At 64.5% G+C, this 21845-nt stretch carries 28 protein-coding genes; 13 read left to right on the top strand and 15 right to left on the bottom strand.

Annotated elements, in window-relative coordinates; all coding sequences use genetic code 11:
- Nucleotides 1–59 precede the first annotated feature (59 nt).
- The 5 genes from AC4PRM_RS06870 to AC4PRM_RS06850 form a co-directional block, all read right to left on the bottom strand.
- Complete coding sequence (locus AC4PRM_RS06870) at nt 60–449, bottom strand: DUF2946 family protein (protein WP_492039280.1); 390 nt, start codon at nt 447–449, stop codon at nt 60–62.
- A 60-nt stretch (nt 450–509) separates the two neighbouring features.
- The gene (gene pth / locus AC4PRM_RS06865; protein WP_373257810.1) at nt 510–1124 is read right to left on the bottom strand and encodes an aminoacyl-tRNA hydrolase; all 615 of its coding nucleotides are present in this window, start codon (nt 1122–1124) and stop codon (nt 510–512) included.
- A gap of 75 nt (nt 1125–1199) precedes the next feature.
- Entirely contained in the window at nt 1200–1901 is a 702-nt protein-coding gene (locus AC4PRM_RS06860; RefSeq protein WP_492039279.1) for a 50S ribosomal protein L25/general stress protein Ctc, read from the bottom strand.
- 155 nt (nt 1902–2056) lie between these two features.
- The gene (locus AC4PRM_RS06855; RefSeq protein WP_373257807.1) at nt 2057–3148 is read right to left on the bottom strand and encodes a hypothetical protein; all 1092 of its coding nucleotides are present in this window, start codon (nt 3146–3148) and stop codon (nt 2057–2059) included.
- An 87-nt stretch (nt 3149–3235) separates the two neighbouring features.
- Complete coding sequence (locus tag AC4PRM_RS06850) at nt 3236–4171, bottom strand: ribose-phosphate pyrophosphokinase (protein ID WP_373257805.1); 936 nt, start codon at nt 4169–4171, stop codon at nt 3236–3238.
- Nucleotides 4172–4403: 232 nt separating this feature from the next.
- Here AC4PRM_RS06850 and AC4PRM_RS06845 point away from each other — a divergent pair, with 232 nt between their 5' ends.
- A complete protein-coding gene (locus AC4PRM_RS06845; protein WP_373257804.1) occupies nt 4404–5258 on the top strand; it encodes an outer membrane protein assembly factor BamD in 855 nt (284 codons plus the stop codon).
- A gap of 109 nt (nt 5259–5367) precedes the next feature.
- A complete protein-coding gene (gene recN / locus AC4PRM_RS06840) occupies nt 5368–7068 on the top strand; it encodes a DNA repair protein RecN (protein ID WP_492039278.1) in 1701 nt (566 codons plus the stop codon).
- A gap of 197 nt (nt 7069–7265) precedes the next feature.
- On the opposite strand, the gene AC4PRM_RS06835 is transcribed toward recN, so the two are convergent.
- Complete coding sequence (locus tag AC4PRM_RS06835) at nt 7266–8165, bottom strand: restriction endonuclease (RefSeq protein ID WP_492039277.1); 900 nt, start codon at nt 8163–8165, stop codon at nt 7266–7268.
- A 670-nt stretch (nt 8166–8835) separates the two neighbouring features.
- Between AC4PRM_RS06835 and AC4PRM_RS06830 the strand changes: the two genes are divergently transcribed.
- Both AC4PRM_RS06830 and AC4PRM_RS06825 read left to right on the top strand, forming a co-directional pair.
- On the top strand, nt 8836–8976 hold the full coding sequence (locus tag AC4PRM_RS06830) for a hypothetical protein (RefSeq protein ID WP_374597817.1): 141 nt from the start codon (nt 8836–8838) through the stop codon (nt 8974–8976).
- Nucleotides 8973–9740 (top strand): DNA polymerase III subunit epsilon, encoded by a 768-nt coding sequence (locus AC4PRM_RS06825; RefSeq protein ID WP_492039276.1) that lies wholly within the window; start codon nt 8973–8975, stop codon nt 9738–9740. The genes AC4PRM_RS06830 and AC4PRM_RS06825 overlap by 4 nt, the downstream gene beginning before the upstream one ends.
- A gap of 41 nt (nt 9741–9781) precedes the next feature.
- Here AC4PRM_RS06825 and AC4PRM_RS06820 read toward each other — a convergent pair whose 3' ends face one another.
- Nucleotides 9782–9916, bottom strand: a complete 135-nt coding sequence (locus AC4PRM_RS06820) for a hypothetical protein (RefSeq protein WP_492039275.1) — start codon at nt 9914–9916, stop codon at nt 9782–9784.
- Nucleotides 9917–10053: 137 nt separating this feature from the next.
- On the opposite strand from AC4PRM_RS06820, the gene AC4PRM_RS06815 reads away from it, so the two are divergent.
- The 3 genes from AC4PRM_RS06815 (at nt 10054) to AC4PRM_RS06805 (ending at nt 11809) form a co-directional block, all read left to right on the top strand.
- Nucleotides 10054–10272, top strand: coding sequence for a hypothetical protein (locus AC4PRM_RS06815; RefSeq protein WP_373257798.1), 219 nt, complete (start codon nt 10054–10056; stop codon nt 10270–10272).
- A gap of 159 nt (nt 10273–10431) precedes the next feature.
- Nucleotides 10432–11385 carry a winged helix-turn-helix domain-containing protein gene (locus AC4PRM_RS06810; RefSeq protein ID WP_373257796.1) on the top strand — a complete coding sequence of 318 codons (954 nt, stop codon included), beginning with the start codon at nt 10432–10434 and terminating at the stop codon, nt 11383–11385.
- Between the two features lie 37 nt (nt 11386–11422).
- Nucleotides 11423–11809, top strand: a complete 387-nt coding sequence (locus tag AC4PRM_RS06805) for a helix-turn-helix domain-containing protein (RefSeq protein WP_492039274.1) — start codon at nt 11423–11425, stop codon at nt 11807–11809.
- A 57-nt stretch (nt 11810–11866) separates the two neighbouring features.
- Here the strand turns inward: AC4PRM_RS06805 and AC4PRM_RS06800 are convergent, their stop codons facing one another.
- From AC4PRM_RS06800 to AC4PRM_RS06780, 5 genes are all read right to left on the bottom strand, one after another.
- Nucleotides 11867–12670, bottom strand: coding sequence for an inositol monophosphatase family protein (locus AC4PRM_RS06800; protein ID WP_492039273.1), 804 nt, complete (start codon nt 12668–12670; stop codon nt 11867–11869).
- Between the two features lie 97 nt (nt 12671–12767).
- Complete coding sequence (gene efp, locus AC4PRM_RS06795) at nt 12768–13334, bottom strand: elongation factor P (protein WP_373257792.1); 567 nt, start codon at nt 13332–13334, stop codon at nt 12768–12770.
- Nucleotides 13335–13429: 95 nt separating this feature from the next.
- Entirely contained in the window at nt 13430–13984 is a 555-nt protein-coding gene (locus tag AC4PRM_RS06790) for a tryptophan-rich sensory protein (protein WP_487922678.1), read from the bottom strand.
- 58 nt (nt 13985–14042) lie between these two features.
- Nucleotides 14043–14543 carry a bacterioferritin gene (gene bfr, locus AC4PRM_RS06785; RefSeq protein ID WP_373257790.1) on the bottom strand — a complete coding sequence of 167 codons (501 nt, stop codon included), beginning with the start codon at nt 14541–14543 and terminating at the stop codon, nt 14043–14045.
- Nucleotides 14544–14707: 164 nt separating this feature from the next.
- Complete coding sequence (locus tag AC4PRM_RS06780) at nt 14708–14893, bottom strand: (2Fe-2S)-binding protein (RefSeq protein ID WP_449495573.1); 186 nt, start codon at nt 14891–14893, stop codon at nt 14708–14710.
- A 120-nt stretch (nt 14894–15013) separates the two neighbouring features.
- On the opposite strand from AC4PRM_RS06780, the gene thiE reads away from it, so the two are divergent.
- The 5 genes from thiE to AC4PRM_RS06755 all read left to right on the top strand — a co-directional run bounded on the left by thiE (nt 15014) and on the right by AC4PRM_RS06755 (nt 20144).
- Nucleotides 15014–15673: a thiamine phosphate synthase gene (thiE, locus tag AC4PRM_RS06775; protein ID WP_492039272.1), complete on the top strand. Its 660-nt coding sequence runs from the start codon at nt 15014–15016 to the stop codon at nt 15671–15673.
- A gap of 72 nt (nt 15674–15745) precedes the next feature.
- Entirely contained in the window at nt 15746–17431 is a 1686-nt protein-coding gene (locus tag AC4PRM_RS06770; protein ID WP_492039271.1) for a sensor histidine kinase, read from the top strand.
- A gap of 115 nt (nt 17432–17546) precedes the next feature.
- A complete protein-coding gene (locus AC4PRM_RS06765) occupies nt 17547–18971 on the top strand; it encodes a cytochrome ubiquinol oxidase subunit I (protein WP_492039270.1) in 1425 nt (474 codons plus the stop codon).
- Nucleotides 18971–20002 (top strand): cytochrome d ubiquinol oxidase subunit II, encoded by a 1032-nt coding sequence (cydB, locus tag AC4PRM_RS06760; protein WP_492039269.1) that lies wholly within the window; start codon nt 18971–18973, stop codon nt 20000–20002. The genes AC4PRM_RS06765 and cydB overlap by 1 nt, the downstream gene beginning before the upstream one ends.
- Nucleotides 19983–20144, top strand: coding sequence for a hypothetical protein (locus AC4PRM_RS06755; RefSeq protein WP_373257784.1), 162 nt, complete (start codon nt 19983–19985; stop codon nt 20142–20144). Before cydB ends, AC4PRM_RS06755 begins: the two co-directional genes overlap by 20 nt.
- 163 nt (nt 20145–20307) lie before the next feature.
- On the opposite strand, the gene AC4PRM_RS06750 is transcribed toward AC4PRM_RS06755, so the two are convergent.
- Nucleotides 20308–20601: a hypothetical protein gene (locus tag AC4PRM_RS06750; protein WP_487922684.1), complete on the bottom strand. Its 294-nt coding sequence runs from the start codon at nt 20599–20601 to the stop codon at nt 20308–20310.
- Between AC4PRM_RS06750 and AC4PRM_RS06745 the strand changes: the two genes are divergently transcribed.
- Nucleotides 20582–20941, top strand: a complete 360-nt coding sequence (locus tag AC4PRM_RS06745; protein ID WP_487922685.1) for a hypothetical protein — start codon at nt 20582–20584, stop codon at nt 20939–20941. The two genes, AC4PRM_RS06750 and AC4PRM_RS06745, sit on opposite strands and share 20 nt — an antisense overlap.
- Here the strand turns inward: AC4PRM_RS06745 and AC4PRM_RS06740 are convergent.
- Together AC4PRM_RS06740 and AC4PRM_RS06735 are read right to left on the bottom strand one after the other, a co-directional pair.
- A complete protein-coding gene (locus AC4PRM_RS06740) occupies nt 20938–21366 on the bottom strand; it encodes a YkgJ family cysteine cluster protein (protein ID WP_492039268.1) in 429 nt (142 codons plus the stop codon). The two genes, AC4PRM_RS06745 and AC4PRM_RS06740, sit on opposite strands and share 4 nt — an antisense overlap.
- Nucleotides 21363–21710: a VOC family protein gene (locus AC4PRM_RS06735; RefSeq protein WP_492039267.1), complete on the bottom strand. Its 348-nt coding sequence runs from the start codon at nt 21708–21710 to the stop codon at nt 21363–21365. Before AC4PRM_RS06735 ends, AC4PRM_RS06740 begins: the two co-directional genes overlap by 4 nt.
- Nucleotides 21711–21845: the final 135 nt, after the last annotated feature.

Below are 21845 nucleotides of genomic sequence, written 5' to 3'. Positions count from 1 at the left end.
AATGCCGCGCGGCCGGGCGGCGGCGCGGGGTCTGACGCGATGGCGTCAGCTTGTCTGGTTCAGGCGATGGGTGGGGCGGTCGAGGGCGGCCGCGGCGGCGCACGCGCCGGGGGCGGAGGGCTGACCGAGGTCGGCGCATAGACCACGGTCGTGGCGAGGCGCAGCGGGGCCGAGGGCTCGGGGATCGGCGGGTCGGGCAAGACCGCCGGCAGGGGCATGACGCAGGCGGCGCATTTGGCCGGATGGGTCTTGCCGCCGGGGCCGTCCATGTCGCCGCCGACCTGGATGGTCATGGGCCCCTGGGCCGAGCAGATGACGATGGGCTGACCCGGCGTCGCCGCCGCCATGGCTCCGAACGGCAGCAGGGTGCCGAGCGTGATCGCAAAGACCGCAGCCAGGAAGGCCAGCGATCGGGCGATCGACCAGGTTTCGACGCGGGAACGGCTCACGGACCGGGCTTTAGCGGGGCCGTATCGATTTGCAAACCGTGGCGAAGGGCCGCGCGGGATTCAGTCGGCCCTGCCGCCCTGCGCGGCTTGGCGCGGGCTGAATTTCGGAGCGGGGGCCAGGCGCATGACCTCGCCCTGAAAGCGTTCGTCCTCACCGGCCACGGCAAAGGGCAGGGCGTCCGCGACGGCACTCAGCATGGGGTCCAGCCAGGGCAGGTCGGCTTTGTGGAAGTCACCCAGCACGTGCGGCATGACCAGATGGCTTTCGCCGGGATGGCCCACCCCCATCCGCCCGCGCCGGAAGTCGGCCCCCAGGTGGCTGATCAGGGAGCGGATGCCGTTTTGACCGGCCGCCCCGCCGCCGGTCTTCATGCGAAAACGGCCGGGGGCCAGGTCGATCTCGTCGTGGAAGACGATCACCTCGGAAGGCTTGATCTTGTAGAAGCGGGCCGCCTCGCCGACCGCCCGGCCGCTCTCGTTCATGAAGGTCTGGGGCTTCATCAGCAGCACCTTGGTGCCATCGATCTCGCCGTCGCGCACCACCGACTGAAACTTGGCCCGTTCGGGTCCGAAGCGCCAGCGGCGCGCGATCTCGTCCACGGCCATGAAGCCGATGTTGTGGCGGTTCTTCTCGTACTTCGGGCCGGGGTTGCCCAGGCCGGCGATGATGATCATGGCGCGCTCCGGATAAGGAAACGGCCCACTCCGTTGCCGGAATGGGCCGTTGCCGCAACAGTCGTGTCGAAGAGATTAGTCTTCGGTCTTGTCTTCGGCGTTTTCTTCGTCCGATTGCTCGGTCGCGGGCACGTCGCCGGCCTCGATGGCGGCGGCTTCAACCTCGGCCTGCTCTTCGGCGATGGCTTCCTCGATCTCGTCGGCGGCCTTGGCAGCCGAAGAGGTCTTGATGGAGGCGATCACGAAGTCGCGGTCGGTGATGGTCGGCTCGACGTCGTCGGTATTCTTCAGGTCGGACCAGCGGATGGTGTCACCCAGCTTGTGACCGGCCAGGTCGACGATCAGGTCTTCGGGGATGTGGTCGGCGCGGACCTTGACCTCGACCGAGTGACGGACGACTTCCAGCGAGCCGCCCTGACGGAATGCACCGCACTGGTCTTCGTTGATGAAGTGGACGGGCACATCGATCGTGATCGTCTGCTTCTCGTCGACGCGCATCAGGTCGAAGTGCAGGGGACGGTCCGAAACTGGGTCGAACTGGACCTCGCGGGCGATGACCGACTGGGTCTCCTTGCCGTACTTCAGCTTGACCAGATGGCCCAGCAGCTTGCCGGTGTAGAGCGACTTGCGGAAGTCACGCTCGTTCACCGAGATGGCGACGGGGGCCTTGTCGCCGCCGTACAGCACGCCGGGGACCAGGCCCGCACGACGCGCGGCTCGGGCGCCACCGGTGCCGACGCCTTCACGGACGTCTACGTTCAGAATGATGTCGGCCATAGCCTCGCCTCAACAACGAAAAGCGGCGCGTGGCTGTTTCTCGGCCGCGCGCCGGGGTCTGTAGACCCTGAATTCAAGAGCGCGGGTCATTACACGCAAGCGTCGGAGGACGCAACCGTCCCGGCAAGGAATCCTTGCCGATTGACCCGCAGGGTTTACCGGCCGCTGTTCAGAGCTGCCGTCGCGGAGGCCGAAGCCGCCGCTGCTTCGGCTGCGATCGGCGTCTGGGCAGGGGTTGCTGCACCATCAGCGACCGTGCTGGCCGGCACTGTGATGCCGACAGGATTCATCGTCTGGGCCGTGCAGGTGGCCAGGTCGCGGGCGACGTGGCGGCCGACGCAGAAGATGTCCTCATAGCTGGGGCGCGAGGCCGCCAGGCACTGGAACAGCATCAGCTTGGACATGTTCAGGCAGAACTCGCTGTTCTGCTCGACCGTCAGGGCCTCGGTGCTGGCGCGAGCCTCTTCACCACCGGCACCCAATGCGGCCAATGCGGCGAGAGCCAGCGAGCGAACCACGGCAGGCGTATACGGAGGTCCCGAGCGAGTCGGGCTGACTGAAAGGCCTGTGCCTGCGTTGGCCGCAGCGAACAGACGCGCTGATTCCTCGGCCGAGGGCAGCATCTGAATGGCGGACAGGGCCTTGGCCCCTTCCAGGCGGACTTCGCGGTTGGGAATGTGCACCGTGGCCCAGCGGCGACGCGGGTCACCACGGCCCTGGATGGTATAGGCGTCTTCCTCGACGGCATTGGCGATCAGCATCATCGCGGCTGAATCGCGCCCGATGGTGTCGACGATCAGGCCAGCCGCGGCATCGGCCCCCGGCAGGGTGGCGGCATAGGCCGGGTCGGTCAGGATGCTGTTGATCACGGTCTGTCGCGTCGTCGGGTCACCCGCATAGGTGCGCACGCCCTGGACGAACTCCGGCGACTGAAGGGCCAGGATGGAGCCGTAGGCGATCATCCCGCGCGACAGCTGAGCCGGTTCATAGGACGCGCCCTTGCGGATGGCGGCCTGGATGGATTCGGCGTCCTGGAAGCCCGGCTGGATAGTGCCGACGTCACGCATGAAGGTGACATAGATCGAGGCAGCCTGGGCCACACCTTCGTTCAGCGTGACGGGAGGTGGCGGAGGCGGAGGAGGTGCGACAGGCTCGGGCGCTGGCTCCGGTGTCGAGCAACTAGCGATAAGGGTGGCGGCGGCGAGGGCGGCGATCGTCAGACCACTGCGCATTGAAACCCGGAACATTCAGACATCCCCACGTGGACGCGCGGCGCGAACGGCACCGATACTATGTGAAGTCCCTATAACGCGGGCCGAAGTGTTTTCCGATGGTTAATCAAAAAGTTTCGAGACCGATTCTTCGTTGGCGATCCGGCGGATAGCCTCTCCGATCAGTGGTGCAGCCGATACGGCGCGGATTTTGGCGCAGTTCAAAACTTCGTCAGGCTGCTCGATCGAGTCGGTGATGACCAGGGTCTTCAGCGGGCCGTCCGTGATCCGCTGGACCGCCGGACCCGACAGAACGCCGTGGCTTATGTAGGCCGAGACCTCTGTCGCGCCCTGGTCGATCAGGGCCTTGGCCGCGTTCACCAGGGTGCCGCCCGAATCGACGATGTCGTCGAAAAGGATGCAGCGGCGTCCTGAGACGTCACCGATAATGTTCATCACTTCGCTTTCGCCCGCCTTGGGCCGGCGTTTGTCGACGATGGCCAGGTCGGCGTTCAGACGGCTGGCCAGGGCACGGGCGCGGACGACGCCTCCGACGTCGGGCGAGACGATCATCAGCTCTTCGGGATTGGGATAGTGACGGCGGATGTCGTCGGTCAGAACCGGCGTGGCGACCAGATTGTCGGTCGGGATGTCGAAGAAGCCCTGAATCTGACCGGCATGCAGATCCATGGTCAGCACGCGGTGCGCGCCGGCGCGGGTGATCATATTGGCGACCAGCTTGGCCGAGATGGGCGTCCGGCCACCGGTTTTCCGGTCCTGACGCGCATAGCCGAAATAGGGCATGACGGCCGTGATCCGCTTGGCCGAGGCGCGCACCAGCGCATCGGTCATGATCAGCAGTTCCATCAGATTGTCATTGGCCGGATAGCTGGTCGACTGGATGATGAAGACATCCTCGCCGCGCACGTTTTCCTCGATGACGGCGAAGACTTCATTGTCGGCGAATCGCTTCACCTGGGCCCGCGTCAGGGGCATGTCCAGGTGGGTGGCAATGGCCTGGGCCAGGGTCCGGTTCGAATTGCCTGCCAGCAGCTTCATGTCCGGTCATCCTTTCGCCGTCATCGGCGGGCTGTGTTTGGTGTGGTCGCGCTGGCGCGCTTCTTATCAGGGGACAGCCCGGCGACAAGGCCAAACGCCATGTGCATGACGCATTGGCGATAGGTTGTGGCCTGGTGTAGAGATCGCGTCCTGTTTTCGGATGTCGCGGGTTTTGGCCTGTGCCGTCCAGTTGAAGGCCCGCTGGGGCTGCACGGTCCCCGGACCAAAGTGATTGAGGTCGTCCTTGCCTGCTCCCAAGTTTCGTACCGGCCTGGTTTTGGCACTCGTGCTCGGTTCGACCGTCGTCGTCGCCGGCTGTTCCGGTCGGGATCGGCCGCGCCTGGCTTACGAGGAGCGTCCTGTCGAGGCGCTGTACAACACGGGTTACCAACGGCTGGAGAGTAAGCGCTGGGCCGACGCCGTCGACTATTTCCAGGAAGTGGAGCGTCAGCACCCGTATTCGGAGTGGTCGCGCCGGGCGATCCTGATGCAGATCTACGCCTACTATCAAAACAACAACTATCCCGAAGCCCAGGCGGCGGCTGACCGGTTCATCCAGCTGTTCCCCGGCAACTCCGGCGCAGCCTATGCCTATTACATGAAGGCGCTGTGCAATTTCGAGCGCATCACCGATGTGGGGCGTGACCAGGGCTATGCCGAAGGGGCCCTTCAGGGTCTAAACGACGTGGCCCGCCGCTACCCGGGCACCAGCTATGCCATCGACGCCACGGTCAAGATCGACATGGTCAACGACCAGCTGGCCGGCAAGGAAATGAACATTGGCCGCTATTATCAGCGCGCGGGACAGCCGCTGGCGGCGCTGAACCGCTACAAGGCCGTGATCGCCAACGAGGCGTTCCAGCGCACGTCTCATACGCCCGAGGCCCTGTACCGTCTCGTTGAGGTCAATCTGATCCTGGGCCTGAAGGAAGAGGCGATGCGCAACGGTGCCGTGCTGGGCTTCAACTATCCGGGCAGCCCCTGGTACGCCGAGGCCTACGCCCTGCTGACCGAAGAGGGAGCCCGCCCGGAAACCGCCCCGACCGGTCAGCGCGAAAGCTGGCTGCGCCGGATCATTCCGGGCTGAGCCGGCGGTCGCTGAACAAAGGCCCTGCGTCAGGCGGCAGGATTCACTGACTGACTGTTCTTGCCCCGTTCCGGTCTAGACTGGCACCCATGCCGAATCGCGCGCCCTCATGCTGACCGCCCTTTCCATCCGCGACATCGTGCTGGTGGACGTGCTGGACCTGGAGGTTCGGGACGGGCTGACCGTGCTGACCGGCGAGACGGGGGCGGGCAAGTCGATCATTCTGGATGCCCTCGGCCTGGCGCTCGGCGCGCGAGGCGATGCCGGTCTGGTCCGTCATGGCGCGAAACAGGCCACGGCCACGGCGGTCTTCACCGCTCCCGACGACCCCGCCCTGATCGAGCTGCTGGCCGAGCGGGGGTTCGAGGTGGCGGCGGGCGAGGAGTTGATCCTGCGCCGCGTCGTCACCGCCGATGGCCGCAGCCGCGCCTTCGTCAACGATCAGCCTGCGGGCGTCACGGCCCTGCGCGAGATCGGCCAGGCCCTGGTCGAGGTGCATGGCCAGCACGAGACCGTCGGCCTGCTGGACTGGAAGACCCACCGCGCCCTGCTGGACACCTATGGCGGGGTCCAGCCCCAGCTCAGCGCCGTGGCCGCCGCCTCCGAAACCCTGAAGGCCGCCGATCGCGCGGTCGCCGAGCTGAAGGCCGCCGCCGCCGATGCCGCCTCGCGCGCCGAGGAACTGACCGACGCCTTGGCCGATCTGGATGCCCTGGATCCCCGCGCCGAGGAAGAGACCGAACTGGCCGGCGAGCGCGCCATACTGGGGGCGGCGGAAAAGGCCCTGGCCGATCTGGCCGACGCCCGCACCCTGCTGGGCGGGGACAAGCTGTCCCAGAAACTGGCCTCGGCCCTGCGCGCCGTCGAGCATGCGCGTCAGCGGGCAGGGCAGGCGGGTGCGACCCCCGATCACCCGGTCATCGTCCAACTGGGCGCAGCGGCCGAGGCCATCGACCGCACCCTGATGGAGGCGACCGAGGCCATCGCCACCGTCGACGCCGCCGCCAACGCCTTCGATTTCGAGCCGGGGCGGCTGGACAAGGCCGAGGAGCGTCTGTTCGCCCTGCGCGCCGCCGCGCGAAAGCTGAACACCTCGGTCGAGAACCTGCCCGTGTTGCGGGTGCGGTTCCGCGAGCAGCTGCGCCTGATCGAGGACGGGGCCGACGCCATCGTCGCGGCGGAGCGTCAGGCCAGCGCCGCGCGCGAACACTATGACCTGGCCGCGACCTTCCTGACCTCGGCGCGAGAGGCAGCGGCGCTGCGGCTGACGGCGGCGGTGATGCAGGAACTGGGCCCGCTGAAACTGGACCGCGCCCGCTTCCGCGTGGCGTTCGAGCCGGTGGCCGACGGGCGGCGTGGCCCATTGGGTGTGGAAACGACGCGGTTCGAGATCGCCACCAATGCCGGCACCGACTTCGGCCCCCTGGACGCCATCGCCTCGGGCGGCGAACTGGCCCGCTTCGCCCTGGCCATGAAGGCGGCGCTGGCTGGGCGCGAAGATCAGCGCCAGCCGGTCATGATCTTCGACGAGGTCGATCAGGGCGTCGGCGGCGCCGTGGCCCAGGCCGTCGGCGAACGCCTGCAACGCCTGTCCACCGGTGCGCAGGTCCTGGTCGTCACCCACAACCCCCAGGTCGCCGCCAGAGGCCACGCCCACTGGAAGGTGCGCAAGTCCGACACCGGCGGCCTGACCACGACCACCGTCGATGCGCTTGATGAGGAAGCCCGTCAGGAAGAGATCGCGCGGATGCTGTCGGGGGCGGTGATCACGGACGAGGCGAGGGCGGCGGCGAGGACATTGATCGGGTGAGGGCGGGGCGGCGATGAGCGTCGCCTTGGACGAACCGGCCGAGTGTCCGCTATGGGGGCTAGCGGAACTTGCCTAGCCGACCCACAGAGTCGCGCAGCTTGAGGCGCAATCAGGCTTAGAGCATGGATTTGTCGTGTCGATGCGGGCGGTGAAGAAACAGTTTGACGTGGAGGCGGCGCGGGCCGAGGCGGCGGCCTTCATTTTAGGCGCGTCCTCTTTACCTTCCTCAGCAGATCGCGCTTCGGTGCCGCCTTCTGGGCGGGCGGTTCGGCCGACATCAACATGGCCTCCAGCCTTCCATCATCTTGGCGCGACATCACAAAGCGCATCTCGCGACCATCGGCGGTGAACGTGGCGGACGCGAACCCTCGGCCAGGTTCGCCCGGCTTCCCGTAAGAATGAATTGCTACGGGCACCTTCTGCTCATGAAGACGGAAAACGAGATCGCCGAATAGATTCGTGATTGGAACGATCCGACCATCACTGGACCGCGCGTTCGCCACCAAACCGGGTGAGACAACCCGCATGAGGTTTTCGCCCTCGCTCAGCAGCGATCGATCGAGTTCCATCATGATATGTTGCCCGACCATTCGCACGTCGAGCGGCGTCCCGTCTGCCGCCAAGAGCTGGAGATCCTGATCCGCAGCAGCAGGGTCATCTGTCGCACCTTTCGCGTCGAATCGAAGGAACTCCCTCTCGTCAATGGTCAACTCCTGCATCGCTAGCCACGGCAAGCTATCGACCTCGTCGAGCGCTAGCAGCAGTACGTTCTCCAACCGTGCTGCTTCCAGCGCTGTGTCTGTGAATCCGGTCGCGCTCACGATCACCGGCTGATGCACTCCGGTCCTCTGACACTTCTTAGCGTAAGCTTCCACGTCGGGCACTCCGACCGCCGCCGTCCTGTCGCGACATTCGAATCCTGTGATGACTCTGTGGTGCCCATCCACGAAGGTCATGAGCACGTCATGCTCGCGCACTTGGTCTGACGCGAGATCGCGAAGGCGTCCCGGCGATGCGAGGGTCACCCGCGGATCGGCTGATGTAAGCGTCTCCAAAGCATGAGCCAGTGTTTCAAGCGATCGTCCTTCGCGAGCCATATGCCGTACCTCCTCCCCGCTTTATCGGTGCGAGCCCTCCTGAGGTCTAGGGCTCAGCCTCCCAAGCCAGCTTTTGCTTGGGGTAACAGTCCCGCCAGCCGCTCGCCTAGGGCGTGATCTAGCGTTTGATGCGGGGTCTACATGCGTTGAGAGTCATGGTCGGCGAGCTTCACGACGGAGTACTACAGTTCAACACGCAGTTAGGAACTTAGTGGTCGAAGTCCGCGAAGGGTCGAAAGCGGACGTACACTCAAGAGCCAGAAGCGGACGCCGGATTGGACGAGTCTAACAGGGCTTGACCTTCCGCCGTCCAACGCCCGCCCCCAGGGATGATTTCGACAAAGCCATAGCTGCTCAAAAGCTTGATAGCCTCTTCGCCAGCGGACATGAATGAGTGGTCGAGATCGCCATCCGACTTTCGGAGGTATTGCTCGCACATCCAAGCCAGCGAGTGCAGTACGCGTCTTTCAGCCAATGTCATGGGGCTACCATGACCAAACCGGGTTCACCAAGCAACGGCGCAATCGGTCGATGACAACCTCAGGTTCAATATCTTCAAGCAGACAATAGGGTGTCATACACCTCTCTGGAGTGTGGTGAGCCGATGCCAAGGGGAACAACTGACCCTATGACGCCGCTTTGACAGCATTGATCCACGCGGAGACCATCGATGTCAGAGACCAAAGGCAAGGGTAGTCACACGGCCAGGCGCGCCAATGCCGCGGCAGCGAAGGACGGCGAGAGCAACCCGCGCAAGTCCTCCAAGGCGCAGGCCATCCTCGGCAAGAAGGGAGCACGCTCCAAATCGTGACGGACGACCCCGCCCAGCCCGCCTGCGTGCGCATCATCGACCTTGAAACCGCCGGCAATGGTGCCGGCGATGTGTGCGAGATCGGCTGGCAGGACGTCGTGCAGGACGCCGGCGGTCTGTGGTCGGTCAGCGAGACCTCCAGAGGCGCCCGTTTCGTCAATCCGGGACGGCCGATCTCGCCGGACACCATGGCGGTCCATCATATTCTCGATGAGTGGGTGGCGGATGCGCCGTTCTGGAAGGATGTCGCGCCGTCCGTGCTGCGGCCCGACACACCTGTCGTGGCGCTCGCAGCGCACCGCGCCGCCTTCGAACAGCGCTATTGCACGCCCCGCCTCAGTGGGGGCGCGACCTGGATCTGCACCTGGAAATGCGCCCTGCGGGTCTGGCCGGAGCTGCCCAGATTTTCCAATCAGATGCTGCGCTATCAGCGCAGGCCCGAGGGCCTGATCCACGAGCAGGGCCTGCCCGCGCACCGCGCCCTGCCCGATGCCTATGTGACCGCACACCACCTGCGCGACATGCTCAATGCCGTTCCACTCTCGCAACTGATCGAATGGAGCAGTCAGCCCGGTTTGCTGCCACGCGTTCCCACCGGTGCCGATCGTGGCAAGGCCTGGTCCGCCGTCTCTGATGAGGCGCTCGCGACCCTGGCGCGCGATCGCGACATCGATGTGCGCTTCAGTGCCGAAACGGAGAGGTCTCGGCGTGGTGACCAACCGCTTGTCGCGCCGTCAAAGCCGGGCCAGCAGACGTTGATCTAGGCCGTTTCCTACCGCGCGTATCAGCGCGATGCTTGGCCTCTTCATTCCCGACCGACTTCGATGGCGTCCATCGCCACAAGCGCCCCGTCCGGCAGGGCCTTGGGGCGGACGGCTTTCACCGGCTCGCTGGTCCAGAATGGCCCGCGGCCTGACCGTATCCGATAGAGGTTGCACATGAGGCGAGCGTGTCATGGCTCTGGGTGAAAGTGGAATCGCTGCCGGAGAATGTCAGGCGGCCAATCCCCCAAATCGGGGGGCAAATTTCTTCACCCAACGCGCGGACGACGTTAGTGCGGTCAGCCGGGAGGGTAGGATGCCTGTGCTAGCCACACTGATCCGTGACGCTACCTGCTGCAACATCGTTGCCGACGGACAAGGCTTCGCCTTCACGGCCCGGGACGGCGAGATCGAAGCTTTCAGTGCTCTCGTCCGCCGAGCCAAGCACGATCTGGGGAGCGATTACATGGTGTTCGCCACGCCGTCTGGACCAGGCCAGTATTCTGAGATGTTCGTGCTGCCCCTCGATCTCTAGCTGCGCTCGGCTCCGCGTCGGAAACAGCAGACCTCGATGACAGATGTGACTGCATCTGTGCTGGTGCCTGATTCCCCCAAATCTGGGGGTGTAACAATGGACCGCCAGCGCAATTGCGCTGAAGCATTCTTGCGAGATGCAGGGTTTGGTTGACTACTGATGCTGGCAAGGATTCAAGCCGCCCAGATTACATGGCTGAATGTTCGTCTGACGCTCAGCTTCACCGACGCGGCGCGTGCAGCGGTGAACGACGATCTGGTTTCCGCGCTTCTGTTAGGGGGTGTTCTGGGTGCCAACGTCCAGCCCTCGGACCACTATCCGCGCGACTCAGGCCGCCTGATGGAGCCTGGCGGCCTGCCGGACGACCTGCGGCGCGCCGTTAACGCCACAAGCATGGCACAGTCTCTGGGCATCCCGGATGAGACCGCTCGCGTGAAGCTGGCGGCATTACAGAAGCAGGGCATTCTGGAGCGACGCGAGGATGGCTATGTCCTTAACTCTTCGGCCATTCTGGCGGAACCTTTGGTGACGACGCTGACAGCGTTTCTTCACGGCATTTCGGATTTTATCGAAGGGCTGGCGGCGATCGAAGCCTGCGGTCTCACGCAAGACTACGTGTTGGCATCTCCGCAATGGGAGAAGGGCGGGGAGGCTATCCGACTGGTCAATGCCCACATCCTGCGCGGGATTGATTATGCGACGGACCTCAACAGCACGAACAGTGTCATGACCCGGTTCGTCCAGTTGGGCGTGGCACATCTTACGGGCAGCGCACTGCGCCTGTTTCCGTTTATGCCTCCGAATGGAGGTGGCCTGGCACCGTGCAAGCCGCACACCGGACCCGTCTCCGTTGCCGCCCTCGCCCGCTTGTTACGACTACCGGAAGAGACGGTCAGGCGACACGTCGCGATCCTGGAGCAGGGCGGTGCTGTCGTGAAAGTACCCGGAGGGCGGGACATGGCACTGGCCAATCCTGAACTTGTTGCACGCTGGCTGGATTTTCATGGCCGTGCCAGCGTCAGCACCAGGCATCTGGTTTCAAGACTACTGACCACCGGCGTGATCCGTCCGCGCGAGATTGGTGTCGCCTCATCCCTCCGGCAACGACCTTAGGCGACGACGCCTGAAACCTGACAGCGCAAGAACACTCATGGCAAAGCCGACGACAGAAGAACCCCACCCCATCGACAAGTCTGTCGGACAGCGGGTGGCGCGGCGACGGTTGGAGTTGGGCTACAGCCAGGCAGACCTCGGGAAGGCACTCAACCTGACATTCCAGCAGATCCAGAAGTACGAAAAGGGGGCCAACCGGATATCGGCTTCTAAGCTTTGGGAGGCGTCCAGCTTCCTGGATGTCGATGTCTCATATTTTTTCCGAGAGCCGAACCGCCAGGAGCCTGTCTCCATGCCGGCCATGCCCACGCGATATTCTGTCGAGACCAATAGGATCTTGCCTGCGTTGTCTATCGAAGATCAGAAGCTGATCCTCTCGATCGCACAGCGACTTGAAGTCCGGCCGCAGAGTGTTCACGAATAGGGGGCACGCAAAGCCCGAGCGTGGTTGTCGAGCCCGATTCTTTGCGTCCCCTCGAACCTAGCCCCGCAGCACCTTCTGCAACTGCGGATGCAGGTCGGAGTTGGCGGCCAGGATCTGGGCCCCCGTCTCCGGCCGGCCTTCGCCGTCGATGGTGGTGACGATGCCGCCGGCCTCGGTGACGAACAGGATGCCGGCCGCCACGTCCCAGGGCTTCAGGTTGCGCTCGTAATAGGCGTCGTATCGGCCTGCGGCGACCCAGGCGAAGTCCAGGGCGGCAGAGCCCAGACGGCGGATGCCCGCAACGCGCTGGCCCACGGCGTGGATGTCCTTGATCGACTGGGCGTGGCCGGTCTTGCCGATGAAGGGCAGGCCGGTGGCGATCAGGCTTTCGGACAGGTCCTTGCGGCCCGCCACGCGGATGCGTTGGTCATTCAGATAGCAGCCCTTGCCCTTTTCGGCCCAGAACAGCTCGTTCATCACCGGGTTGTAGGTCACGCCCGCCACGATCTCGGACGTGCCGTCCGGTGCGGTGCGTTGCAGCCCCACCGTGATGGCGAAGTGGGGCATGGCGTGCATGAAGTTGGTGGTGCCGTCGATCGGGTCGACGATCCACATATGGGACTTGTCGGTCCCCTCCATCATGCCCCGCTCCTCGCCCAGGAAGCCGTAGCCGGGGCGGGCCTTCATCAGCAGCTCATACAGGGTGTCCTCGGCCCGGATGTCGGCAGCCGTGACGAAATCGCCGGGACCCTTGCGCGAGACCTGCAACTGGGCGACCTCGCCGAAGTCGCGCAGCATCGGGCGCGCCGTCTTGCGAACGGCGTCGATCATCACGGAAACGAGGGCTGAGGCGAGGGCCATGGTCGCAAATCTCCTGGTCCGCATGTCCTGAAAAGGCGCCAGCCCGGAGATGCGGAGAAGTTCAACGGCTCCGGATGGGGCCGAGTGTTGAGTGTAATCAGTCCGCGCGGCGGACGTATTCGCCGGTCGAGGTATCGACGACGATCTTTTCGCCCACGCCCATATAGGGCGGAATCATGATGCGGACGCCGTTGTTGGCTATCGCCGGCTTGTACGATGACGACGCCGTCTGGCCCTTCACCGTCGGCTCGGTCTCGACCACTTCCAGGGTAACCTGGTCGGGCAGGGACAAGCCGATGGGGCGGTCTTCATGCGTCTCGATGATGACCTTCATGCCCTCTTGCAGATAGGCGATGCGATCTTCGCCGACCCAGTCCTTCTGCAGTTCGACCTGCTCGTAGGTGGTGTCGTCCATGAAGACCAGGCTGTCGCCATTGTCGAACAGGTAGGAGAAGTCCTTCTGCTCCAGCGTCACCCGCTCGACCTTGTCTTCCGACCGGAAGCGTTCGTTCAGCTTGTTGCCGGTTTCCAGGTTCTTGGCCTCGACGTTGGCGAAGGCCCCGCCCTTGCCGGGCTTGACGTGGCTGGCCTTGGTCACGACCCACAGGCCGCCGTTGACCTGCAGAACCATGCCGGGCTTGATGGTGTTGCCGTTGATCTTCATCGGTGTCTCGAAAAGGTTTTGGCGCAGCCCTTGTGGCGCGCACGAGCGGGCGCAGTCCGTAAAGGAAGCCGGGGCTTACGGCAAGGCGCTGTCCGTCAGTGGACGGTGCGATGGTCGTCCGAAAGCTTGTCCTCGACCTTGTTCATCAGGCGGGTCGCGCCGCCGATCGGAGAGGCCATCTTTCCCGCCCCCTCATCCAGCTTGCGGGCCTCATGGGCAAAGGCCGCAGCCATGCCCGCCGAGGCCATGGCCGCAGCGATCTGGAAGCCTCGGCCCGCCGGGCGCGCCGCCAGCCAGATCGCATTGACCACCTGGGTTGCGGCCCACAGGGCCAGGGTGCCGGTGCGGCGTTGGCTCTTCGGCCCGTTCCAGACGCGGACGGCCGACAGGCTGGTCGCCGAGAAGACCGCCGGCACGATCATGCTCATGGCTCCCCGCGGACGCTCCGTCACGGGCCGGGCCCCGCGGCGGATGTCCGAGGCCGAAAGTCGCGGTTGCAACGCCTTGTTGGCCAGGAAAGTCGCGGCCAGGGCGAATCCGGCCGTCACCACGACCCCCAGGACGACATGGCCCACGTCGCGCTCGTCGCCATTGACGAAATCCAGCGCCGCGTCGCGTGCGTCGTCCACGAATTCTGCAATGTCCGTCATGGTCAGCCCTTCTGTTGCTGACCGAACAATGGGCTAGGCGGCGTTGCGGTTCCGCCGATCAGTTGCCGGTGGCGGACTTGTCCGGGCTGATCTCGGTCATCGCGGATTGCAGATAGTTCTGCACGCCCAGCTGGCGGATCAGGTGGTGCTGGTTTTCCAGGAAGTCGATGTGCTCTTCGGTGTCATTCAGAATCCGCATCAGCAGGTCGCGGCTGACAAAGTCACCGGCGGCCTCGCACTGGGCCACGGCGGCGGCGGTCGTCGCGCGGCTGTCGATTTCAAGCTGAAGGTCGGCCCCCAGACATTCGACCGCTTCCTCGCCGATCTTCAGTTTGTGCAAATCCTGAAGATTGGGCAGGCCATCCAGAAAGAGGATGCGCTTGATGAGCATGTCGGCATGTTTCATCTCGCCGATCGACTCGTCGTAAATGATCTGGCCAAGGTGTTTCAGGCCCCAGCTTTCGAACATGCGGGCATGCAGGAAATACTGGTTCACGGCAGTGAGTTCGTTGGTCAGCACTGCATTGAGCGTGCGGATGATCGCGGGATCGCCCTTCATGGCCTTGTCTCTTTCGATGGGCGGGTGTGGAGCCGACGGCCCCGGACGCATCCCGTCCTAGCCAGACAGTTGTATCACAGGAAAAAGGCCTGTGATCTTTTGCGATTACTTATCAGCACATTGATATTGCGAATGATTTTTCCGCGCAAAGCCGTTGCCGTTGGCTATTCGGCGGCCATGGCGAACGCCTGCTGCGTTTCCTGAATCATCTGACGCATTTCGCAGACGCATTTGGCGCATTGGGCCTGACATTGGTTGCGCGTGAAGATGTCGCGTGGACGGCAGGCACCAGCCTCGATGGCCAGGGCCACATCACGTTTGCGAAGACCATTGCAGTTGCAGACGTACACGACAGGCGAAACCCGGCTGGTGATGCGAATGGTTCGCTATAGCAGGCACGTTAAGGCGAATGCAAGGCGTTCGCAGCGGGGCGGGTTGACGCGGACATCGTCGCATCGCAACTGCCCTGTATGGCCAAACAACCTTTGATCCCCGCCCGCCCGCCCTGTCGGCTGTATCTGATAACGCCTTCAGCGATCCCGGACCTGGAAGCGTTTGTTTTGACCCTGGCGAACGCCCTGGACGCTGGCGATGTTGCCGCCCTGCAGGTCAGGTTGAAGGCGGCGGACGACCCCGGAGTTTTGGCTGCGGTTGAGGCGATACTGCCGGTGGCCCAGCGGCGTGGCGTCGCGGTCATTCTGAACGACAGGCCGGATCTGGCGAAGCGGTCGGGCTGTGACGGCGTGCATCTGGGGCAGTCGGATATGCCGTTGGCCGAGGCCAGGCGGATCATGGGCACGGAAGCCATGATCGGCGTCACATGCCACGACAGCCGCGAACTGGCGATGGATGCAGCCGAAGCTGGCGCAGACTATGTGGCGTTCGGAGCCTTCCGTCCCTCGACGACCAAGGCGACGACCCACCGTCCTGACCCGGAAATCCTGACTATCTGGCAGGAAACGGTCGAAGTGCCATGCGTCGCGATTGGGGGAGTTACACCCCAGAACGCAGCAGACCTGGCCAAGGCGGGTGCAGATTTCGTCGCTGTCAGCAGTGCGGTCTGGGATCATCCTGGCGGTCCGGCACTGGCAGTGCGCGAGTTCAATCAGGTGCTTGCATCGGCGAACTGATCCTTCAGGGGATGTTAGGGGACGACCGCTAAGGCTGGTCCTTATTGCGTCCATCGGAACCGTCCCATGCCCATGAGCCGCGCGCTCGCCCCATCCGACAGCGCACCCGTCGCTGCGGCAGATCAGGTCGCAGCGGCAAAGCTGGCGCGTGAGGCGGCCAGTCTGAGACGGCGTCGCCAGACCATGGCTCCGGTATTCACCGCCATCGCCGTGACGGTGATGGTGGTCATCTCGATCAGTTTTGCGCGTTCCGTCGGTCTGGTTGCTCCGCTTTGGGGAGCGGCGGGACTGGCCGTGGTTGTGTGGCTGCGAACGTCCACAGGCCGGATGTACGACCTTAGTTTCGCGGGCCTGATCGCCATGGGCATGGCGGCGGGAAATTTCCTTATTGGCAACGACACTGCTCACACGGCCATGTTCACGGCAGCCAATATGCTGGACGTCGGAATGGCGGTGTGGATCGCGCGGCGTTTCGCACCGACCCTGAACCTGGCCACTGTGGAAGGCGCGACCCGGTTCCTGCTGGGGGCAGCCTTGGTTGCGCCCATTCCGGCTGCCTTGCTGTCCAGTACTGCATTGTATTTTCTGGATGGCACAAATCCGATTCAAAGTGCCCAGACCTGGTGGTTCGGGCACGCCTTGAGCATTGCCATTATAGGCAGCTTCGGACTGTCGCTTACGAAGCGCGAAATTCTGCGTCTGCGGGCTCCGGCTGCTGCGCTCGAAGCGGCTGTGCTGATGGCGCTCTTGACGGTGGGAAGCTGGATTGTCTTCGTCCACCTGAATGTGCAGTTGTCGTTCCTGATTTTGCCGATCCTGCTGCTGATTGCGGTGCGCCTGCGTATGCTTGGCGTGACGGCTGCCCTTCTGATCATCACCATTCTGGCGGTCGGCGGCAGCATGAAGGGCCACGGGCCTTTCGCAGGCGATTTCAGCCGAGCTGACCAGGCCTTGATGGCGCAGTTGCTGGTGTTGTTGGGCTATTTACCGATCATGCTTGTGGCGGCTCTGCTGGAAGAGCGTGACCGGTTGTCGGATCGCGCCAAACTGGGTCAGGTTCGGGCCGAGAAGGCCTCTGCGGCCAAGTCGCGCCTGCTGGCTAATGTGGCGCATGAGATCAAGAGTCCTGTCGGTGGCATCATCGGCATCGGTGAGCTCTGGCAGGGCGGGCAACTGGGGCCGATCAACGACACCCAGACCGAAATGGCTGCCATGGTCGTGAAGACGGCACGTCAGGTAGAAACCTTGGCGCACGACCTGCTGGATGTCGCGCGTGCCGAATCCGGGGATGTCCGTGTCGAGTTGCGGCCCACAGATGTGCCGGGTGTTCTTGAAGATGTACGTCGCGCGACAGCCCTGCGGCCCGAAGCGACAGAGCTCAGGCTGGAGGTGGTCACCGAGGGCGACGGGCTGGTTGCGCTGGCCGACTCTCAGCGTCTGAACCAGATCATCACCAACCTTGCCAGCAATGCCGTGAAATATGGGTCCAGCGGCGGCCTCGTCACTTTCCGCGCCTGCCGGGTCCATGATGCCGTGCGGGTTGAGGTGAGCGATCAGGGGCCCGGCCTGTCGCTCGAGAAACAGGCGCAACTGTTCGAGCCTTTCAATCGATTGGGACTGGAACGATCCACCATCGAGGGCCATGGCATCGGCCTGGCTCTGGCCAAGCGCCTCGTGGAGCTGCAGGGGGGCAGTATTGGCGTGATCTCTACGCCGGGCGAAGGTGCGACCTTCTGGATCGAACTGCCCGCCGCCTGATTATCAACAGCCAAGCTTTGCGACCTTCCGCCGCGCGACCGTAAGCTCATGGACTCTGCGGTTCGTCGGGTATAAAGCCGCAATTGTCGTAGGGTTATTTGAAAAGGCGATCACCGTGGAATTCGACGCGCTTCTGCTGTCGCGGATGCAGTTTGCCTTCACCATCGCATTTCACATCCTGTTCCCGGCCTTCACGATCGGGCTGGCCGCCTTTCTGGCGGTGCTTGAGGGGCTATGGCTCTGGACCAAGCGGGATGCCTTCAAGACCCTGTATCTGTTCTGGGTGAAGATCTTCGCCCTCAGCTTCGGCATGGGCGTCGTGTCGGGTGTGGTGCTGAGCTACCAGTTCGGCACCAACTGGTCGGAGTTCATCCGCCTGACGGGCGGGGTGATCGGGCCGCTGCTGGCATTCGAGGTGCTGACGGCCTTCTTCCTGGAGGCGTCGTTCCTGGGGGTCATGCTGTTCGGCTGGAAGAAGGTCGGGCCAAAACTTCACTTCACAGCCACCGTGCTGGTAGCGATCGGGACGACCATTTCGGCCTTCTGGATCCTGTCGGCCAACAGCTGGATGCAGACGCCGCAGGGCTTCGAGATCATGGCCGACGGCCGGTTCCAGGCCACGGACTTCTGGCAGGTTGTGTTCAACCCCAGCTTCCCGTCCCGGCTGGTGCATATGCTGCTGGCGGCCTTCATGACCACCGCACTGGTCGTGGGCGGAGCGTCGGCATGGCGGGTGCTGAAAGAGAAGCGGGGCAGCAAGGCCTGGACGGAGAGCCGGATCGCCCTGGTCATGGCCATTGGCCTGGTCGCCGTAGCTGCGCCGCTGCAACTGGTCGTCGGGCACTGGTCAGGCGAGGTGGCCCATAAATACCAGCCGTCCAAGACCGCCGCCATTGAGGGTTATTGGGAAACCCGGGCCAACCAGCCCCTGCATCTGTTCGGTATCCCCAACCGCGAGGCGCAGAAGAACCATTTCGAAGTGTCGATCCCGGGAATCGGCAACATGATCCAGAACCTGCCGAAGGATGAGGTCATCCAGGGTCTGGATGCCTGGCCGCGTGAGGATCAGCCGCCGCCCTTCATTCCCTTCTTCGGCTTCCGCATCATGGTGGGGCTGGGTCTTCTGATGATTGCCCTGGGTGGCGTCGGGGCCGTGCTGATCTGGCGGAAGCGGCTGTTCGAGAGCCGGTGGTTCCTGAAGTTCTGCGTGGCCATGGGGCCGAGCGGCTTCATTGCGGTGCTGGCCGGCTGGATGGTCACGGAGGTCGGACGCCAGCCTTGGGTCGTCTATGGCGTGCTGAAGACGCGTGACGCCGTGTCGCCCGTCACGGCGGCCGAGGTGGCGACCAGTCTGACGGTCTATGTTCTGGTCTATGCGCTGGTGTTCACTGCGGGGGCTCTGTTCATCCTGCGGCTGATGGCCGAGGGACCCAAGGCGGCGCTGGCCGAACCCGATCCGCGTCAGGACCGCGCGCCCGGCTCGGCCCTGGCCAAGGCACCCGCCGATGCCGAGGGTGGCATTCCCGGAGACGAAAGCTGATGGACCTGCCACTGATCTGGGCCGGGGTGATCGCCACCGCCGTGCTGCTGTACGTCATGCTGGACGGGTTCGATCTGGGTGTCGGCATCCTGTTTCCGTTCGCCAAGTCGCCGGGCGAGCGCGACGTGATGATGAACACCATCGCGCCCGTCTGGGATGGGAACGAGACCTGGCTGGTGCTGGGGGGCGGGGGGCTGCTGGCGGCGTTCCCGTTGGCCTATTCCGTCCTGATGCCGGCGCTGTATCTGCCTGTGCTGCTGATGCTGGCGGGCTTGATCCTGCGCGGCGTGGCGTTCGAGTTCCGCTTTAGGGCCCGCAAGCGCGGTCGCAAATTCTGGACCCAGATGTTCGCGGGCGGGTCGATACTGACCGCTGCGGCACAAGGGCTGATTTTGGGTGGCTTCATCCAGGGCGTGACGGTGGCCGACCAACAGTTTGCGGGTGGGCCGTTCGATTGGTTCACGCCCTATACGCTGCTGGTTTCCGCCGGGATCGTGGCGGGCTATGCCCTGCTGGGCGCGACCTGGCTGATGCTGAAGACCAAGGACAATCTGCATGGTGATGCCAAGCGCTGGTCGTTGATCAGCGCGGCGTGCACGGCAGGGCTGCTGGCCGCGGTCAGTGTCGCCACACTGTTCGTGCATCCACGCATCGCCTTGCGCTGGGGCTTCGACCTGACGCAGGGGTTCGGGGTCGACTGGGGCGTGCTGGGGCCACTCCTGCCTGTGCCCCTGCTGGGTCTGGCCGGACTGATCCTGCTGGTTGGCTCGGTGCAGCGGTCGTCGCACGTGCTGCCCTTCGTCGGTGCGATTTTGGTGTTTTTGTCGGGCTATCTGGGGCTGGCTGCCAGCTTCACCCCCTACATTGTGCCCTACGCCGTCGATTTCCGCCTGGCTGCGGCGCCGGACAATGCTCTGGGTCTGATGCTGGTGGGGGTGGTGGCGATCCTGCCCGCCATCCTGGCCTATACTGCCTGGGTCTATTGGGTGTTCCGGGGCAAGATCGACGAGGATGCCGGCTATCATCATTGATCCCGTCCCCCCGCCCACACCTGACGAGCCGCCCGGTCCCCTGTGGAAGCGGCTGGCCTGGTTCGTCGCCCTGTCGGTCGTGGCCGCCGGGGTGACAGCCATCGTCGCCTATGCGCTGAGGGCCTTGCCGTTCGCGGGCTGAAGGGCGACATTGGCAGGATGAAAAGTATCGCTTTCGCGGCCCTCATCCTCGCCGCCTCTCCGGCCCTGGTCCATGCTCAGACCGCGACGCAGACACCAGCACCCGCCACGGCACGGCCAGCGGGATCGCCAGATATCACGGGAAGCCTGAACGGTGCCCCGGCTCAAGCCCAGCCCTCGACCACGGTCCGTCCCGGCGCGCTCGGCTCCGTACCCAGTCGCTCGCCTGCCGCATCGACACCGACCGTGACGGCCGCCCCGAGGGCCGAGGGGGCGCCGCCTCCGCCGCCGATCGTGACACCGGCTCCCGCCGCGGCATCGACCGCTGCCCGGCCGCCCGCTGCGACGCCTTCATCGGCAGCCGTACCTCCAGCCGCATCGGCGACGGCAGAGACGAGCGCGCCTGCTCCGGCTCCGGCTCCGGCTCCGGCCGCGACGGTGCTGGATGCGGCGGCCATCGCCGCCCTGCCGTTCTCCATCGAATTGCCGCCCGGTTTCCGGATCGAGACGGGGCGGCCCGGTCCGAACTTCAAGATCTACACGGTCAAGCGGGGCGATAAATCCTTCGCCATGATCTATGCCGGGCCATCGTCGCAGTTTCCCATCTATTCCGGCGAGATGGCCGAAGTCGGGGGCCGCGCCACGGTCGTGGCCAACCAGGGCGGCACGCGCCACGCCATGGAGCATCTGTTCCAGCGCGAGACCGCGCCAAAGGAAATCCATGTCTGGATCATGTCGCTGGAGGGAGCCGATCAGGCCTTGGCCGAGCGGATCGGCCAGACGGTGGATGTGCGCTAGGCCGCAGACCGCCTGACGGGGGAGTCCGTCGAGCCCAGCCTGACACCGCGCAGCCCGGCGAACACCAGCACCTCCTGTCCCGGAGCCTCGGCCCAGCGACGCAGAGCCGACTGATAGGGCTCGCGCCGCCAGTCATGCGGGCGAGCGGGGTCGGACTCGACGATCAGGCGCGCACCGCCCTGCTCGCTGTGCAGGACGAAGCCCGCGACGGAGGGTTTCCACGTTTCGTCGAGCGCATCGGTCAGCAGCCACAGGCAGTTGAAGACGCGGCAATCATCCGGGCGGTCAGCATAGATGGCGCAGCCGCTGGTCTTGCCGAAATGGCGGCACCATTTTCCTGCGGGTTTGGACAGGGCCGTGACGCCCATCAGCTTGCAGCACAGGCCGCAGTCGCCACAGGATTTGGCGATGGTCGCCGTGGTCACGTCGCCTTCGGCTCGGACCAGATAGCCAGTTCATTGCCGGCCGGATCGCGGAAGTGAAAGCGCTGTCCGCCGGGGAAGTCGAAGATCGGCTTGACGATAGTTCCACCCGCCGCTGTCACGCGGGCCAGGGCCGCCTCCAGATCTGTGGCATAGAGGACGGGCAGGGGCGCTTTCAGCGCGGCCTCATCGGCATCGAACCCGCCGTCCAGACCTTCGCTGAAGGCCGCATAGGTCGGGCCATAATCCTGGAACGTCCAGCCGAAGGCCGCGCCGTAGAAGGCCTTGATCGTGCCGGTGCTGTCGGCGGGGAGTTCGAGGTAATCCAGTTTTCCATCGACACGCATGCGTGATCTCCCGCTTCACAATGAGGGCTTGCCACGACCCAGCCTTCTGCGCAAACCTGCTAATGGTTCGCAACTGCGGGAGTCGCAGATGATCGTCCTGACCACCGGAGGCCCGGCGCTGGCGCGGTTGATGGC

This window comes from Brevundimonas sp. DW-iso22 (assembly GCF_058725425.1).
This window is presented reverse-complemented; position numbering and strand designations above follow the sequence as displayed.

Excerpts from the sequence above, each read along its gene's own strand:
- pth (WP_373257810.1), bottom strand. The coding sequence starts at position 1,124 with ATGATCATCATCGCCGGCCTGGGCAACCCCGGCCCGAAGTACGAGAAG.
- AC4PRM_RS06860 (WP_492039279.1), bottom strand. The coding sequence starts at position 1,901 with ATGGCCGACATCATTCTGAACGTAGACGTCCGTGAAGGCGTCGGCACC.
- AC4PRM_RS06855 (WP_373257807.1), bottom strand. The coding sequence starts at position 3,148 with ATGTTCCGGGTTTCAATGCGCAGTGGTCTGACGATCGCCGCCCTCGCC.
- AC4PRM_RS06850 (WP_373257805.1), bottom strand. The coding sequence starts at position 4,171 with ATGAAGCTGCTGGCAGGCAATTCGAACCGGACCCTGGCCCAGGCCATT.
- recN (WP_492039278.1), top strand. The coding sequence starts at position 5,368 with ATGCTGACCGCCCTTTCCATCCGCGACATCGTGCTGGTGGACGTGCTG.
- AC4PRM_RS06835 (WP_492039277.1), bottom strand. The coding sequence starts at position 8,165 with ATGGCTCGCGAAGGACGATCGCTTGAAACACTGGCTCATGCTTTGGAG.
- AC4PRM_RS06830 (WP_374597817.1), top strand. The coding sequence starts at position 8,836 with ATGTCAGAGACCAAAGGCAAGGGTAGTCACACGGCCAGGCGCGCCAAT.
- AC4PRM_RS06820 (WP_492039275.1), bottom strand. The coding sequence starts at position 9,916 with ATGTGCAACCTCTATCGGATACGGTCAGGCCGCGGGCCATTCTGGACC.
- AC4PRM_RS06815 (WP_373257798.1), top strand. The coding sequence starts at position 10,054 with ATGCCTGTGCTAGCCACACTGATCCGTGACGCTACCTGCTGCAACATC.
- AC4PRM_RS06810 (WP_373257796.1), top strand. The coding sequence starts at position 10,432 with ATGCTGGCAAGGATTCAAGCCGCCCAGATTACATGGCTGAATGTTCGT.
- AC4PRM_RS06805 (WP_492039274.1), top strand. The coding sequence starts at position 11,423 with ATGGCAAAGCCGACGACAGAAGAACCCCACCCCATCGACAAGTCTGTC.
- AC4PRM_RS06800 (WP_492039273.1), bottom strand. The coding sequence starts at position 12,670 with ATGGCCCTCGCCTCAGCCCTCGTTTCCGTGATGATCGACGCCGTTCGC.
- efp (WP_373257792.1), bottom strand. The coding sequence starts at position 13,334 with ATGAAGATCAACGGCAACACCATCAAGCCCGGCATGGTTCTGCAGGTC.
- AC4PRM_RS06790 (WP_487922678.1), bottom strand. The coding sequence starts at position 13,984 with ATGACGGACATTGCAGAATTCGTGGACGACGCACGCGACGCGGCGCTG.
- bfr (WP_373257790.1), bottom strand. The coding sequence starts at position 14,543 with ATGAAGGGCGATCCCGCGATCATCCGCACGCTCAATGCAGTGCTGACC.
- thiE (WP_492039272.1), top strand. The coding sequence starts at position 15,014 with ATGGCCAAACAACCTTTGATCCCCGCCCGCCCGCCCTGTCGGCTGTAT.
- AC4PRM_RS06770 (WP_492039271.1), top strand. The coding sequence starts at position 15,746 with ATGAGCCGCGCGCTCGCCCCATCCGACAGCGCACCCGTCGCTGCGGCA.
- cydB (WP_492039269.1), top strand. The coding sequence starts at position 18,971 with ATGGACCTGCCACTGATCTGGGCCGGGGTGATCGCCACCGCCGTGCTG.
- AC4PRM_RS06755 (WP_373257784.1), top strand. The coding sequence starts at position 19,983 with ATGCCGGCTATCATCATTGATCCCGTCCCCCCGCCCACACCTGACGAG.
- AC4PRM_RS06750 (WP_487922684.1), bottom strand. The coding sequence starts at position 20,601 with ATGGCCGCCGCATCCAGCACCGTCGCGGCCGGAGCCGGAGCCGGAGCC.
- AC4PRM_RS06735 (WP_492039267.1), bottom strand. The coding sequence starts at position 21,710 with ATGCGTGTCGATGGAAAACTGGATTACCTCGAACTCCCCGCCGACAGC.